The sequence below is a fragment of the Acinetobacter sp. YH16044 genome (assembly GCF_013417145.1).
In the GTDB taxonomy this organism is placed as follows: Bacteria; Pseudomonadota; Gammaproteobacteria; order Pseudomonadales; family Moraxellaceae; genus Acinetobacter; species Acinetobacter amyesii.
In genome coordinates this window covers 1-15,410 of the sequence record NZ_VPEK01000042.1, presented here as the reverse complement: position 1 = coordinate 15,410, position 15,410 = coordinate 1, and the positions used below count along the sequence as shown (strand labels likewise).

The window sequence follows — 15,410 nt, the reverse complement described above, 5'->3', positions numbered from 1 at the left end:
TTGTTATAGACCACATTTAAGTTTAAATATGAACACCCCGAATCAGACGTATGAGCAAACTAAAACCGAGCTAATTGCTTAACTCGGTTTGAAGTGGAATACTGTCAATCTATTTCAGGACAAGACATTATGGACTCATTAATCTAGATGACATTTGTGTTTCTGCATTCCTTACGCACCCAATCTGCAAGCAACAAAATGGCCTGCTGAATTTCTGTCGATAGCTCATGCCCTGCATTTAGGCGAATACAATTGTTATAACGATTGTCCTCACCAAAAATTAAACCTGGCACAATATTGATGCCATGTTTTTGCGCATGGTAATACAGCGCCAAACTGTCTATTTGTTCAGGCATCTGCAACCACAGAGCATAACTGCCTTGAGGCCGATTTAGACGGATATCAACCCCTTGAAAAGCATCGTAAATATACTGACGATACTGCTCGACTTGCACCATTAATTTAGGACGCAATTCAGCAAGATGTTGGCGATACGCACGACTAAAAATCAAATCGGCAAGTCCTAACTGCAAAGGCGTATTCACCGAATCATTTTGCAAAAGTAATTTCGGACGCAAATGTTGCAAATGTGGTGGAAGACAAAACCACCCCACCCGATAAGAAGGCGATAAAGATTTTGAAATCGACCCACAATAGATCACATAGCCCGCCCGATCCCAATATTTGATAGGCAATGGTCGCTTTACATTGAAACTACACTCAGCATAAATATCATCTTCAATCACATAACATTGATATTTTTCAGCCAGTTGTGCAATTCGTTCCTTATCTTCATTACTTAAACAAAAACCCAAAGGATTTTGAAAATTTGCAGTCAATAAGCATACTTTCGCGCCTGAATCCCGCATCGCCTGCTCTAAACGCTCTAAATCAAAACCTTCAGTATTGGCAGGAATTTCAACAATTTTCCGCTTCAATAAAGCCAATAATTGCAATTGCCCGTTATAGTTCGGCGTCGGGACAATGACACTCTCCCCTTCCGCACTCAGATTTTGCAACATCACTGACAAAGCAGGCATACAACCATTGCTGATGTAAATATCATCCTTAGGCATGTAAAAACCATCTTCAGCCCAATGTGCCGACAAAGCTTCACGCAATTGTGGATGACCTTGCCGATTGTTATATAAAAAATCTTCTGGTTTACAATGCTTTAATGCCCTTTGGATTGAACGTCTGATTGCTTCAACAGGAACAAAATTGGGGGACAACTGAATTGAACCCAAATGAATCAGGCGACTATTTGCAGATGCTTCATGGATCTGAATTTGCAATTCTAAATTCGAAATTTCACGAGGGCGGGAATCAAAATCAGGATGATTCGGCACGGCAATTTGCTGGGCTTTCTGTGAGGATTGTACAAAATAACCAGACTTTTCTTTAACATAAATCAGGCCTTTGGCTTCAAGTAATTCATAGCAGCGTTTCGCGGTATTTAAACTGATCTGATGCTGCTGTGAAAATTGACGTAGCGCATACAGACGCTGCCCTGCGGCCAATTCACCACTATAAATTTTCTGTGCCAACTGCTGCGCAAGCTGCTGATATTGAAAAGCCATCTGTACCCTTTTTTTAATCATTCTTGTATCTGTACCCATTAAGTTAACAGATTTAAGCTGATGGCATCAGGTTGATATCTCAAAAATAACGATAGGGGGAAAATTAAATGAATGACTTCACGCAGCTTCGAGCGGGTCTAATCATCATCAGTACACTCACGCTTATGGCGTGCCAACCCGAACAGCACACTCAAGCTCAAAGCCAGCAAAATTTTATCTGTAAATCTTTAATTCAAGGTTTTTTGAGTGCCCAAAAACTGACGCAATATGAACTTGAGCAGATCCAACCGATCACCAGCGGCGGGTTACATCAGACGCTATATATTTATAAAGCCAAGTCTGAAAACGGCATGAATATGATGCCGCAGCAAGCCAAACTTCGCTTTGCCTGTGAACAAATGACCGCGCGGCAATTTCAAATCAAGTTACATCCGCATCAATTTCCAGAACAAACCTTACTCAGTATCGAACTTCCAGAAGCACAGCACATGCAGCAGTTGACTGCTTTTCGTCTGCCTGATCAGTAAAGTCATTGATCGTTCATATTGAACTGAATCATTACTGCTGCTTATTTTAAAATTTCGGGAAATGCCGTTGCAGTTTTACTTTTGCCCAACTGCACTTTCATTTTTTGTAGCATTTGATAAGGCTGTTGCTGCACGAACATATTCACGAAACTGAGCGGAATGGAACCTTCCGGATTGGCATAGCCATAGGTCGACACTTTGACTTTTTGATTGCCTAAACGCTGGAAGGTCCAATCGCCCTCATAATCAGTGAGGCGTACATAATTGGGATTAATCGGATAACCTTTTTTCACCGCTTTATTTTGGATGCTAATGATGCCTTGTGAATCTTTACGCATTTTGCCTTGTACCACCAAATCACGGTCTTTCAAGGGAAATGGAAAATCCAGCACCATATATAAACTGAATTCGCCTTTCTGGTCATCACGGGATAAGACTTTGACACTGCCCATATAAGGGACCCAATTCACTGCATTTTCCACATCTAAAATCAGGGAAACCGCTTTTTCAATGGGCACATCAAAACTGGTTTCAGCTTTGTATTGAAAGACAGGATTTTGAGCATTTTGGTAGGTCCAAACTTTAATATTATTTTTATTAATCGTGAGTTTGGCATTATCCATAGTTTTCGCTTGTACTGCCGCAGTGAATGCGACAGCACAGGCCATAAAGATGACTTTTTTCATTCCATTGATCGTCTTATTTTAATTTTATGCTGTTGTTATAACGGATTTTAACGCGCTTTTATACGTCAATATCGTTAAAACCCAGTACATCTTTCATATCGTACTTACGTGCTTCACGACCAACTACCCATGCAGCTGCACGTACTGCACCAGAGGCAAAGTTCATACGGTTGGTCGCTTTATGGGTAATTTCAACACGTTCGCCATCCGCAATAAACATCGCAGTATGTTCACCGACAATGTCACCACCACGAATCGTTTGGAAGCCAATGGTTTGACGTTCACGTGGACCCGTATGACCTTCACGGCAATACACAGCATCTTGTTTTAAGTCACGTCCTAAAGCACCGGCAATGGCTTCACCCCACATCAGCGCTGTACCTGATGGTGCATCAACTTTATGGCGATGATGAGCTTCAATCACTTCAATATCCACAGTATCGCCAAACACTTTTGATGCCAATTCAAGAAGTTTGATTGAAACGTTTACACCAACAGAATAGTTCGCTGCATAGACCACTGGAGTTTCTGTTGCTGTTTCATCGAGATAAGCTTTTTGCTCATCATTCATACCTGTGGTACCAATGACAATCGCAACACCTGCTTCACGGCAAAGTTTAAGATGCTGTGCCGTTGCTGCAGGAGCAGTAAAGTCGATCACGACATCACAATCTTTTAAAACCTCAGCAAGGTTACCGACAACCTTTACGCCAACCGCGCCAATCCCTGCAAGTTCACCGGCATCTGCACCGACTAAGCTACTTTCAGGACGTTCTACCGCAGCAGCCAATTGATAGCCAGCTTGCTGAACCGCCTGAATTAAGATACGTCCCATACGACCGCCTGCGCCCAAGATACCAATACGTGGAGCTGCTGACATAACATTTTCCTAATGTTGATTCGAAATTGGTCTTACTATATCAAAACTCCATGCGCAGGCTAAGTTACAAACAAAAAAATCCTGTATTTTCCGAAAGACTTTTGCAAATCAAGCTCTTCGACAGACGCTGACTATTCCCTCACCAAGTTTGGGCATTTTCACGGTATGATAGGCGCATTCTATTGATCTTGAATATTCATGAAAACCCTATTATATCTTTGTGCGGCAGTCTGTATTGCACTGGCATGGCTGATTCCGATTCATTACCGACCTTGGGCCACGTATACCGGTGAGCTTTATACCTTCTTTGCCCTGTTTGCCTTAGCGGCAACCTTCTTTAAAGAAAAGCTCATGGTGGCAAAAATTTCCTTGCCCCTGTTGCTCTTAGCGTTGATTCCCTTTGTGCAACTGGCTTTTGGGCAGGTGTATTATTTTAGTATTGCCTTACTCTGTATGCTGTTTGTGTTCAGCTTCTGGCTGTGTATCAATCTTGGTTTTAGCCTCTCACAAGGTACAGAAAAACGCGAAAAAACATTCCTATACCTAAGCTATACCTTTGTTGCTTCTGGGGTTATGACAGGGCTCATCGCAATATGTCAGTGGTTAGATTTCGACTCGTTTCTTCCTTTTGTGATGAAAATTAGTGGAACTACGCGCCCATTTGCAAACTTTGCTCAGCCAAATAACATGGCCACGTTTCTGCTCATGTCCTTGTTAGCCTGCTTATATGTTTATGAACAGCAAAAAGTTAAAACCCGCTATTTGGTCGCTTGTGCAATTCCTATTTTAATTGGGGTCGCGCTCAGCCAATCTCGCACCTCTTGGGTAGCAAGTATCTGTGTCCTAGTCTATTTGGCTTATGCACAGTACAAAGATTATATCCGTCTTCGCTGGTTTTACAGCTTGGCCTGGTTTATCGGCTTTGTAGCACTGATTGTATTGATGCCAAAATTAAGTCAAATCATGAGCCAAATGTCCGACATGAATATTCAAGAAATTCGTGACGTAGCCGAACGTGCTAGTGGAGATATGTCTCGTTTAGCCATTTGGCAACAAATGGCGCATGCCGTAGCTGCACAGCCTTGGTTTGGCTATGGTTGGCATCAAACCAGTAGCGCGTTTGTCTCGATCTCGGACACGGTGCAAGGGCCTGTATGGATTCGTAGCTCACACAACTTTATTTTGGATTTCTTATTGTGGAATGGTGCCATTATTGGTGTACCGTTCTTGGCCTATTTCGCCTATTGGGGCATCCAATTACAGAAGTTAGCCAAGTCTGCATTATCTGTGATTGGCCTATTGATGGTCGGTGTCTTCGTTATTCATGCCATGTTAGAGTTTCCGCAAAACTACGCATACTTCTTACTGCCTGCGGGCTTTATTATCGGGATTCTTCAAGCAGCAAAGCCACAGACGGCTACTTTCAGCCTGTCTCCGTGGTTTATCCGCATTGTTTTCGTGATTGGTGCCGTGCTGATTACGGTGATTTATCGTGATTATGCCAATGCAGCGATTCAGCTGGGTCAGGCATCAAAATATGAAAAAATGCCGGAGAAAATCACCAACCATGAGCCGATCTATTTGCTGACGGAATTTAGACATCGGGTGGCGATTATTCGTTTAAATCCGTATTCCATCGTTTCTGAACAAACCATTCAGGAGACTGAAAAATTGGTTCGCAGCTACCCAGCGAAATATCACATCATTAAATATGCACGTTTATTGGCATTTAATGGTCGTGAGGCTGAAGCACGTCATCAGCTACAGCGTCTTAAAAATATTTATCGTCTGGACATGAGCTATGAGAGTTTATTACCGCCGATAACTCCTCCGAAACCTTAAAATGCTCAATAAAAAAGCCTGCAATTATGCAGGCTTTTTTATACCTAAGTTCACATCACGGCGAACTCGGGAAAATTGATTGAATCAAGTCAATTAATCAAACAAACGGTCGAAGAATGATTTTTTCTTCGGAGATGATTTATTGTCATCGCCATCCATCGTGTCTTGCAGCTCTTTTAGCAACTCACGTTGACGAGCCGTTAAGTTCACTGGCGTTTCCACCACGATACGGCAAAGTAAATCACCAGTCATGCTGGTACGTACAGGCTTCACACCTTTACCACGTAAGCGGAACAATTTACCGGTTTGAGTTCCTTCAGGCACTTTCAAGCTCACACGACCATCGAGTGTCGGAATTTGAATTTCTTTACCCAATGCAGCATCCGCAATGCTTACAGGCACATCCATATACAGGTCAGCGCCATCACGTTGGAAGATTTCGTGTTCACGTACCACCACTTCTACATATAAATCGCCTGCTTGGCCATCACGGATCGCCTCGCCTTTGCCACTTAAACGTACGCGGTCGCCATTATCCACACCTGCAGGAATGGTCACTTCTAAAGTTTGCTGACGGTCAGAAACCCCTGAACCATGACATTTATTACATGGGTTCTTAATAATTTTACCTTGACCACGACAGGTGCTACAGGTTTGCTGCACAGAGAAGAAGCCCTGTTGCATACGCACTTGACCTGCACCATGACAAGTTTTACACGTTTCGACGTCATTTGGATTTTTAGATCCTTTACCATCACAGGCATCACATGGCGCTGGCGCAGTAAAGGTAATGGTTTTTTTCACGCCTTTTACAGCTTCCTCAAGGGTAAGCTCCATAACATAGCGTAAGTCTGAACCACGGCGTGCACGTTGCTGACCACCACGGCCACCACCGCCAAATGCGCCACCGAATATGTCACCAAACTGACTAAAGATATCTTCTGCGCTAAAACCGCCACCGAAGCCACCGCCGCCGCCCATGCCGCCTTCAAAAGCTTGATGTCCCATACGGTCATACATACTACGTTTTTCGCTGTCCGATAAAACTTCATATGCTTCTGCAGCTTCTTTGAATTTTTCTTCAGCTTCTGGGTTATCTGGATTACGGTCAGGGTGATACTTCATCGCCAACTTACGGTAGGCTTTTTTAATTTCATCATCACTTGCGGTTTTAGATACACCTAAAACCTCATAATAATCACGTTTAGCCATGTCTGGCGATGCTCCTCACGGAATTTAATTTAATACTTAACTGTGGTCTGAAATTGGGGAATCAAACCATTTTTTCAAGGGGTAGGCAGGAAAAAAATAAATCGACTTAGAAAACAGCCTTATTTTTAACGAATTTGGATAGACCTTGGATCCATGCATTTAATAGATACAAAAAGGCAATCGCAGCAAAGACCACACCAATTACCGTGCATGCAGTCACCCAAAGATAGGTGTCCCAATAATAGAAAAATAAAGGAATAAACCACAGTGCGGCAAAAATGGCCATCATGGAATAAATCACGACGGTGCGCATGACCCAAAGCGCTTGGGCTTGGAGCCAAACTTCTGCAGAATCGATTTGAGTCACTTTGCGTGCAAAGCCGTAGGCAAATACACCACTAATCAGGGTAAATAAAGCGAAAAACATGAAGACATAAGAAATCGCAACATAACGGCGATACTTAGCTAAACTCTCTGCTGTCATCTGTGATTCAACCCCGTACACCACAATATGCCGCGCTGCACTTGTGGTTGTTTTACTTTTTAAAAATGTCTTTGTAGATCAGGTGCTACTATAGAGAAAAATTCAATATTTCGCACCCAATATTATGGCACTTTTAAGGATTCTGCTGAGTTTTTTTCACTTTAAACCACTGTGCATATAACGCAGGTAAAAAGAACAAGGTCAGCAGGGTCGCCACGATCAATCCACCCATAATCGCCACGGCCATTGGACCGAAGAAAATACTGCGAGAAAGTGGAATCATCGCCAATACAGCGGCCAATGCAGTCAGCACAATTGGACGGCAACGACGTACCGTCGCATTGATAATCGCATCCCAAGCCGACTCCCCAGACTGAATATCTTGTTCAATCTGATCAATCAAAATCAGCGAATTGCGCATAATCATTCCTGACAGTGCAATCGTGCCGAGCATTGCCACAAAACCAAAGGGTTTATTGAACAATAACAGGAATAACACCACGCCAATAATGCCCAAAGGTGCAGTTAAAAATACGATCATCGCCCGTGACATGCTGCGTAATTGAATCATCAATAAAGTCATGACAACTGCGAGGAATAGTGGCATGCCCGCATTTACAGAAGTTTGACCACGTGCTGACTCTTCCACAGTACCGCCTACTTCGAGGAGATAACCATTCGGCATTTCTGCACGTAAATGATCAAATGAATCTTTTAACTCACCCACCACCGTTGCAGGTTGCAATTTACTGCGAATATCCGCACGCACAGTAATGGTCGGTAAACGGTTACGATGCCAAATCAGCCCTTCTTCAAAGCTATACTCAATTTTCGCAATCTGCGCCAATGGTACTGAACCACCATTGCTGGTCGGTACAGCCAAACTGCTGAGAGAACCGACATCCAATCGCTCCGCTTGATCACCACGCATCCGAATTTCAATCAGCTCTCGTTTCTCACGATACTGATTAATCACCGCGCCACTGATTGAACTATTCAGGAAATTGGACAGATCTAGACTGGAAACCCCCATTTGACGTGCGCGATCTTGGTCAATGTCCAGTTTAATGACTTTGCTTGGCTCACCCCAATCCAAATGCACATTGGTGGTGTTCGGGTTTTCACTGACTTTTGCAGACACCCGTTGTGCCCACTCACGCACCAAGCTCAGATCTTCACCCGACACGCGGAACTGCAATGGATAACCCACAGGTGGGCCATTTTCTAAAAGTGAAACCCGTGTACGTACTTCAGGTAAGAGCTTACGAATTTCTTCTGCTAATGACTGGCGGATTTCATTGCGATCATCTAAAGATGAAGCCAATACCACAAACTGAGCAAAACTGGCTTGAGGTAACTGCTGATCTAGAGGTAAATAAAACCGCGGTGAACCTGTCCCCACATAAGCCACAAAATTATCAATGCCCTGTTTCTTCGACAAGAACGCTTCGACTTTTTTTACGGCCGCTTCTGTGGCTTTCAGAGATGCACCTTCCTCGAGCTTTAAATCCACTAAAATTTCAGCACGGTTTGACGGTGGGAAAAACTGCTGTGGTACGGTTTTAAACATTAAAATCGATAATACAAAGATGCCTACAGTCGCTACAATCACCGTCTTGCGATAAGTCACACAAGTGTCAACCCAACCACGGAAACGTTGATAAAACGGAGACTGATAAGGATCATGATGTTCGCCGGCATGATGCACCATTGGCTGAGGTTCAGGTTGTTTGCGCAAACGTGCCCAGAGGCGCTGATACCACGGGGCTTTTTGTACCAAATCTTTATTGAAATCGGGCAATAATTTATCCCCAAGATAGGGAACAAACAACACTGCTGCAAACCATGACACAACCAATGCAATAGTGACCACTTGGAAAATCGAGCGGGTATATTCCCCTGTGCTCGATGCGGCTGTGGCAATTGGCAAAAATCCTGCAGCCGTAATTAGCGTGCCTGTTAGCATTGGAAATGCGGTCGTCCGCCATGCATGTCCGGCGGCTTGTAACCGGCTATAGCCCTGCTCCATTTTGATCGCCATCATTTCGACGGCAATAATCGCATCATCCACCAATAAACCGAGTGCGAGAATCAAGGCCCCCAAAGAAATCTTGTGCAACCCGACATCAAACATCTGCATGCCAGCAAAAGTCATGGCCAAGACCAAGGGAATGGAAAATGCAACGACAAGACCTGTACGGAAACCCAAGGAGAAGAAGCTCACCAACAGAACGATAATCACCGCCTCAGCGAGGACTTTCATAAACTCATTGACGCTGCGCTTCACGGCTACAGGCTGATCAGAAACTTTTTTTAGTTCCATACCCAAGGGCAAGGTTTTTTGCAGGCGGGCAAATTCTGTTTCAAGGTTTTTACCCAAAGCCAGAATGTCGCCACCTTTACGCATCGACACGGCAATGCCTAAACCATTTTCACCCATAAAACGCATACGAGGCTGCGGTGGATCACTAAAGCCCCGATGTACATCTGCCACATCACCCAATTGAATCGTTCGACCATTCACCAATAAGGGCATCTGACGCAGTTCATCAATGTTTTGTAAATTGCCGCTGACACGCACTTGAATCCGGTCTGAATTGGTTTCAAAAAAGCCAGCACTGGCAACCGTGTTTTGCTGCTGCAAGGCTTGTTGAATCGCCGTCACGGGTATGCCCATTTGCGTGGCTTTGGTGTTGGAAATTTCAATCCAAACTTTTTGATCTTGTAGACCAATCAAATCCACTTTCGCAACGTCTTTGACTCGTTGTAACTGGAGCTGTAAACGGTCGGCATATTCCTTCATGGTGGCATAGTCAAAGTCTTTGCCGGTGAGCACATAGATATTACCGAAGGTGTCACCAAACTCATCATTAAAGAAAGGACCTTGCACCCCAGATGGCAATTGATGGCGAATATCATTGACCTTTTTACGCACGGTGTACCAAACATCGGGGACTTGCAGCGAACGTAGACTGTCCTTGGCCACAAAGGTCACCATGGATTCACCCGGACGTGAATACGCCATAATGCGTTCATACTGCCCCGTGGTCATCAGTTCTTTTTCAATCCGATCGGTGACCTGTAGCGAAACTTCTTTGGCTGTTGCACCAGGCCAATAGGTTTGAATCACCATGACTTTAAAGGTAAATGGCGGGTCTTCACTCTGCGACAATTTGGAATAAGAAAATATCCCAACGATGCCCAGTAGAATCATAAAATAAAGAATTAAGCCTTTATTTTTCAGTGCCCACTCAGACAAGTTAAAATTCATTATTTAACTCCTGCCTGAATGTGTACCGCTCGATTTTCACGATCAACAGGTTGTATTTTTTGTTTTTCGCGGAGCAAATGCACGCCGCCAACCACAACAAAATCCCCTGCTTGCAGACCACTAAGTACGGGCACGCTATCACGTCCGTATTCGCCTAAACTTACTGGAACTTTACGTACCGTATTATCTGCATTGACCACCATCACATACGCCTGCTGACCACTCGCAGACACACTCGATAACGGCACATGCAAAACATTCTGCTGTGCTTTAGTTAAAAATACCCGTGCACTTTGCCCCAGTTGAATGGCGCTATTGCCTTCACGTAATGCCACTTTGACACTATAAGTACGAGACTGATCGGCTGCAGGACTAATTTCACGCACATACGCAGCAAATTTTTCCTGTGGTTTAGACCATAAAGTGACCCAGGCATCCTGCCCGGCTTTAATATCGGTTACAGCTTGTTCCGGCACCCCAATCACCACCTCACGTTCACCGGCAATCGCCAACTGATAGGCGGGCTGACCGGCTGAAATCACTTGGCCAATTTCAATATTACGCTCAGTAATCACACCATTTTTATTGGCGATTAATTGGTTATAACCGGTTTGATTACGACTGACATCATAATTGGATTGCGCTTGTTTTAAATTCGACTGCGCTGCTTTATATTGGTTTTCTACCGCATCGTACTGCGAGCGACTCACGGCATTGACTGGTAGTAATTGCTTGAAGCGCTTTAATTCATCTTCAGCAATTTGCGCTGCGGAACGTGCGCTTTCAAGCTGTGCTTGCGCAGCATTGAGTTGTAATTGTGCATCTTTGACGTCTAATTTTGCCAAGACTTGCCCGACTCGGACTTGGTCTCCAACATCGACATAGCGCTCAGTGATTTGACCGCCAACCCGAAACGCTAAAGCTGTTTGCTGGCGTGCTTGTACATCACCCGCATAACTTTTTTGTTCAAAATGTGTGGCGCCTGGCTGAGTCACCATCACAAATGGCACTTCCTGTTCCGTTTGGGCTTTATCCTTGCTGCATCCCCATAAGGTCACACTGCAAACGATAATCATGCTGACAACTGTGATCTTAATCGTACTCATGAAGTTCGCTCTTAATAAAAAGTCTTTTTTAGGGCAGAATATTATTCAATTAATTTGGTTATTTTTTAATTAATAAACCATGCGGTACATTAATTAGATTAATTATCCTAAATCAATGACCTTTTCGCCTTTTTTGGAATTTTTTCAGCAAATGAATGTCGGCCGCCCGAAAGACTTAGAAAAACGACAACGGATTTTAGAGTCTGCAAAACAATTATTTTTAGAAATGGGCTATCACGGTTGCAGCATGAATCAGATTGCCCAACATGCAGCGGTCACCAAACTGACGGTCTATAATCATTTTCAGGACAAAGCCACCTTATTTACCAGTGCGATTGAAGACACCTGTGAATATATTTTGAATACCCGCCCGCGACATCTGCACAGCGAAAGTCATTTTATGCAGGCTTTCGTTGAAATTTGTGAGTTGGGGCTGAACATCATGAATTTGCCTGAAGCCATTAAACTGGATTTATTACTTTTGGAGTTGGCTGCCGAACACAGTCCTTTGGTGGAACAGTTTTTCCGTGCCTCACATTTAAAAATGCGCCAAGTCTGGGAAAACTTTTTTCAAGATGCAGCAGCTTTAAATTTCATTCAGCAGGATCACCCTGCCCGACAAACTGAACTGATTGTGTCGCTACTGATGGGACTACGCCATCAAGAGGTTTTATTGGGCATGCGCCCAGTACCTGAAGCAGCAGAGCGGCAAGCCATTATTCACTCTGCCATCGAAATCTTTATGCTGAAATATCAACTCAGCACGCAGAGCTAAGCATTTTCTGAAATATTTCAACGCTAAACTGAAACAAATGGCATAGCTATTGCTCATTTACCTAGAAAAGTCATCCGACTTTTGTCTGTACCCCCTTTTGCCACAGCACTTTCGGGGTATAGTCGAGACAGGAATACACGGAGAAATAACAAATGATTCAACAAATTGATGCTCCATTACGTGAAGACGTGCGCTTACTGGGCAATTTATTGGGTGAAACCCTAAAGCAGCATGCAGGACAAGATTTGTTTAATCAGGTAGAGCAAATTCGTGCTTTGTCTAAAGGCGCGCGCGATGGACAAGTTGAAGCCGAAAAACAGTTAGAACAATTATTTTTAAATTTAAAAGATGAAGAAATTCTGCCACTGACCCGTGCATTTACACACTTTCTCAACTTTGCCAATATTGCCGAACAATACAATGTGGTGCGCAGCCGTCGCCAAAGTGAGTTTGATGAGCAAGCACCATCACCGAATCCACTCGATCATTTATTTGAAAAATTTAAAAGCAATAACATCAGTGCGGAACAACTGTTCCAACAAATTTGTGAATTAAAAATTGAACTGGTTCTGACTGCACATCCAACTGAAGTCAGCCGCCGTACCTTGATCCAAAAATATGATGGGATTAATGATTGCCTGTTTAAAATGGATCAGCAAAAACTTACGCCACGCGAACGCAAAGCCGTACTGGATGATTTAAAACAACTGATTTGCTCGGCATGGCAAACCGACGAAATTCGTCAACACCGCCCGACGCCTGTCGACGAAGCTAAATGGGGCTTCACGACCATTGAACAGACCTTGTGGAATGCTGTACCCAAATTCATGCGTGAATTGGATGGCATGGTTCAAGATCATTGTGGCAAGACCTTGCCTTTAAATGTTGCCCCTGTGCGCTTTGCATCATGGATGGGCGGTGACCGTGATGGCAACCCAAACGTCACCCATAACATTACTCAAGAAGTGCTTTGGCTTTCACGTTGGAAAGCTGCCGACCTGTATTTACGCGATATCGAAGACCTACGTTGGGAACTTTCGATTCAAGAATGCAGTAAAGAACTCAGTGATGCTTTGGGCCATTTCCACCCTGAACCGTATCGTGAATATCTACGTGATGCGCGGGAACGCCTCAAAGCCACTCGTCACTGGTTGGCACTAAAACTCCGTGGTGAAGATGCTGACGATAGCCAAGTCATTAAAAGCCGCCATGAGCTGCTCGATCCACTATTGGTTTGCTACCGTTCACTGATTGACAGCGGTTTACCTGAAATTGCCAATGGTCAGTTACTCGACTTTATTCATCGAGTGAATTGCTTCGGTATCGAATTACTCAAACTCGATATTCGTCAGGAGTCGACTCGTCATCGCCAAGCGATTTCTGCCATTACTGAATATTTAGGTTTAGGCAATTTTGAAACATGGACGGAGCAAGCCCGTCAAAACTTCTTGATTCAGGAACTGCAAAGCAAACGTCCACTGCTACCGAAGTTTTTAAATGAGCCAAAACAAAGCCTGATTGAACATCCAGATGTACAAGAAGTCTTTGCGACCATGCGCACTTTGGCAGAACAGCCACCTGAAAGTTTAGGGGCTTATATTATTTCCATGGCCGAACATCCAAGTGATGTCTTGGCCGTATTGTTACTGCAAAAAGAAGCCGGCATCAAACAAGCGCTACGTGTCGTGCCACTGTTTGAAACTTTAAAAGATTTGGATGGTGCAGCTCGTACCATGAATACCCTATTCAATATGCATTGGTATAAACAGCATATTCAGGGTAAACACGAGGTGATGATTGGCTATTCAGACTCAGCCAAAGATGCGGGCTTTATGTCGGCAAACTGGGCGCAGTATCGTGCACAGGAAGAATTAACCGCAGTTGCGAAAAAGCATGATGTACAACTGACATTATTCCATGGCCGTGGCGGTTCAATCAGCCGTGGTGGTGCGCCGACACAGCAAGCGCTGTTTTCACAGCCACCGGGCTCGATTTCAGGAGCGATTCGTGTCACTGAACAAGGGGAAATGATTCGCTTCAAGTTTGGATTAGAAGGCATTGCCTTACAAAACTTAGAAATTTACACCGCTGCGACCTTAGAAGCGACCTTATTGCCACCGCCTGAACCTAAACAGGAATGGCGTCAGCTCATGCACAGCATGACGGATCTGTCGGTACAGGTGTATCGTCAAACCGTGCGTGAAAATCCGCATTTTGTAAAATATCTACGGACTGTGACACCCGAACTGGAGCTACAAATGTTACCGCTCGGTTCACGCCCAGCCAAACGTAAAGTTAGCGGTGGAATTGAGTCATTACGTGCGATTCCTTGGGTGTTCGCATGGACGCAAATCCGTTTGATGCTTCCTGCTTGGCTCGGTACTGGTGCTGCGATTAATCAAGTGATTGATCAAGGTCAAAAGCAGACACTCGAAGAAATGTTAGAGCAATGGCCGTATTTCCAAACCCTGATTGATATGTTGGAAATGGTCTTGTCCAAAGCCGATGGTCATGTGGCGCTGTATTATGAGTCTCATCTGACTGATGACGCAGACCTCAAACAGTTGGGCGAAGAGTTACGTCAGCGCTTACGTGATGCGGTACAAACGCTATTAGCACTCAAAGGTGAATCGAAATTACTCAGCAGTAACGATGTGCTCGACCAATCCATGAAGGTGCGTAAGCCTTATTTATTGCCGCTACATTTACTACAAGCCGAGCTAATGAAACGCCGCCGTGCATACCTTGCCGAGCGTCAAGCTGAAAATACCCCAGTCGACCATGCGTTGATGGTCAGCATCGCGGGTATTGCGGCAGGTTTGCGTAACACTGGCTAAATCTTCCAAGTTTTCAAAAAGCACACAGAACTGTGTGCTTTTTTTTTGACCAGTCATATTGGTTTTAATTTATTTTGGAATATTTGACATCCTCCCCCCCTTAAAAGAGGGTGATTCCTACAGCTAGACGCTTATGCCCAAGCGCAAGAATGTTTAGAGCTGAGTTTATATCTCGATCATGAGCTGTACCACAGCTCATGCACTCCCATT

The 15,410-nt window shown here is 44.2% G+C and carries 12 protein-coding genes; 4 read left to right on the top strand and 8 right to left on the bottom strand.

What is annotated here, in order from left to right:
- Nucleotides 1-143: 143 nt before the first annotated feature.
- Nucleotides 144-1,580 (bottom strand): PLP-dependent aminotransferase family protein, encoded by a 1,437-nt coding sequence (locus tag FTV38_RS15120; RefSeq protein WP_180022908.1) that lies wholly within the window; start codon nucleotides 1,578-1,580, stop codon nucleotides 144-146.
- A gap of 107 nt (nucleotides 1,581-1,687) precedes the next feature.
- Between FTV38_RS15120 and FTV38_RS15115 the strand changes: the two genes are divergently transcribed.
- The gene (locus tag FTV38_RS15115) at nucleotides 1,688-2,107 is read left to right on the top strand and encodes a hypothetical protein (RefSeq protein WP_257223180.1); all 420 of its coding nucleotides are present in this window, start codon (nucleotides 1,688-1,690) and stop codon (nucleotides 2,105-2,107) included.
- Nucleotides 2,108-2,148: 41 nt separating this feature from the next.
- Here FTV38_RS15115 and FTV38_RS15110 read toward each other — a convergent pair whose 3' ends face one another.
- The gene (locus tag FTV38_RS15110) at nucleotides 2,149-2,793 is read right to left on the bottom strand and encodes an START domain-containing protein (protein ID WP_180022907.1); all 645 of its coding nucleotides are present in this window, start codon (nucleotides 2,791-2,793) and stop codon (nucleotides 2,149-2,151) included.
- Nucleotides 2,794-2,851: 58 nt separating this feature from the next.
- Nucleotides 2,852-3,673, bottom strand: a complete 822-nt coding sequence (gene dapB, locus FTV38_RS15105) for a 4-hydroxy-tetrahydrodipicolinate reductase (RefSeq protein WP_078194102.1) — start codon at nucleotides 3,671-3,673, stop codon at nucleotides 2,852-2,854.
- A 198-nt stretch (nucleotides 3,674-3,871) separates the two neighbouring features.
- Between dapB and FTV38_RS15100 the strand changes: the two genes are divergently transcribed.
- Nucleotides 3,872-5,515 carry a PglL family O-oligosaccharyltransferase gene (locus tag FTV38_RS15100; protein ID WP_180022906.1) on the top strand — a complete coding sequence of 548 codons (1,644 nt, stop codon included), beginning with the start codon at nucleotides 3,872-3,874 and terminating at the stop codon, nucleotides 5,513-5,515.
- A gap of 93 nt (nucleotides 5,516-5,608) precedes the next feature.
- On the opposite strand, the gene dnaJ is transcribed toward FTV38_RS15100, so the two are convergent.
- From dnaJ to FTV38_RS15080, 4 genes are all read right to left on the bottom strand, one after another.
- Nucleotides 5,609-6,727 carry a molecular chaperone DnaJ gene (dnaJ, locus tag FTV38_RS15095; protein ID WP_111885156.1) on the bottom strand — a complete coding sequence of 373 codons (1,119 nt, stop codon included), beginning with the start codon at nucleotides 6,725-6,727 and terminating at the stop codon, nucleotides 5,609-5,611.
- A 106-nt stretch (nucleotides 6,728-6,833) separates the two neighbouring features.
- Entirely contained in the window at nucleotides 6,834-7,211 is a 378-nt protein-coding gene (locus tag FTV38_RS15090; RefSeq protein WP_078194105.1) for a hypothetical protein, read from the bottom strand.
- A gap of 133 nt (nucleotides 7,212-7,344) precedes the next feature.
- Complete coding sequence (locus FTV38_RS15085) at nucleotides 7,345-10,482, bottom strand: efflux RND transporter permease subunit (protein WP_180022905.1); 3,138 nt, start codon at nucleotides 10,480-10,482, stop codon at nucleotides 7,345-7,347.
- Complete coding sequence (locus FTV38_RS15080; protein WP_180022904.1) at nucleotides 10,482-11,588, bottom strand: efflux RND transporter periplasmic adaptor subunit; 1,107 nt, start codon at nucleotides 11,586-11,588, stop codon at nucleotides 10,482-10,484. Before FTV38_RS15080 ends, FTV38_RS15085 begins: the two co-directional genes overlap by 1 nt.
- Nucleotides 11,589-11,739: 151 nt before the next feature.
- Here FTV38_RS15080 and FTV38_RS15075 point away from each other — a divergent pair, with 151 nt between their 5' ends.
- Entirely contained in the window at nucleotides 11,740-12,363 is a 624-nt protein-coding gene (locus FTV38_RS15075) for a TetR/AcrR family transcriptional regulator (protein ID WP_180011056.1), read from the top strand.
- A gap of 152 nt (nucleotides 12,364-12,515) precedes the next feature.
- Nucleotides 12,516-15,200: a phosphoenolpyruvate carboxylase gene (ppc, locus tag FTV38_RS15070; RefSeq protein WP_180022903.1), complete on the top strand. Its 2,685-nt coding sequence runs from the start codon at nucleotides 12,516-12,518 to the stop codon at nucleotides 15,198-15,200.
- A 100-nt stretch (nucleotides 15,201-15,300) separates the two neighbouring features.
- On the opposite strand, the gene FTV38_RS15065 is transcribed toward ppc, so the two are convergent.
- Nucleotides 15,301-15,410: zinc ribbon domain-containing protein (locus FTV38_RS15065; protein ID WP_179994364.1), on the bottom strand; the 110-nt coding region annotated here is incomplete at its 5' end.

Excerpts from the sequence above, each read along its gene's own strand:
- FTV38_RS15120 (WP_180022908.1), bottom strand. The coding sequence starts at position 1,580 with ATGGCTTTTCAATATCAGCAGCTTGCGCAGCAGTTGGCACAGAAAATT.
- FTV38_RS15115 (WP_257223180.1), top strand. The coding sequence starts at position 1,688 with ATGAATGACTTCACGCAGCTTCGAGCGGGTCTAATCATCATCAGTACA.
- FTV38_RS15110 (WP_180022907.1), bottom strand. The coding sequence starts at position 2,793 with ATGAAAAAAGTCATCTTTATGGCCTGTGCTGTCGCATTCACTGCGGCA.
- dapB (WP_078194102.1), bottom strand. The coding sequence starts at position 3,673 with ATGTCAGCAGCTCCACGTATTGGTATCTTGGGCGCAGGCGGTCGTATG.
- FTV38_RS15100 (WP_180022906.1), top strand. The coding sequence starts at position 3,872 with ATGAAAACCCTATTATATCTTTGTGCGGCAGTCTGTATTGCACTGGCA.
- dnaJ (WP_111885156.1), bottom strand. The coding sequence starts at position 6,727 with ATGGCTAAACGTGATTATTATGAGGTTTTAGGTGTATCTAAAACCGCA.
- FTV38_RS15090 (WP_078194105.1), bottom strand. The coding sequence starts at position 7,211 with ATGACAGCAGAGAGTTTAGCTAAGTATCGCCGTTATGTTGCGATTTCT.
- FTV38_RS15085 (WP_180022905.1), bottom strand. The coding sequence starts at position 10,482 with ATGAATTTTAACTTGTCTGAGTGGGCACTGAAAAATAAAGGCTTAATT.
- FTV38_RS15080 (WP_180022904.1), bottom strand. The coding sequence starts at position 11,588 with ATGAGTACGATTAAGATCACAGTTGTCAGCATGATTATCGTTTGCAGT.
- FTV38_RS15075 (WP_180011056.1), top strand. The coding sequence starts at position 11,740 with ATGAATGTCGGCCGCCCGAAAGACTTAGAAAAACGACAACGGATTTTA.
- ppc (WP_180022903.1), top strand. The coding sequence starts at position 12,516 with ATGATTCAACAAATTGATGCTCCATTACGTGAAGACGTGCGCTTACTG.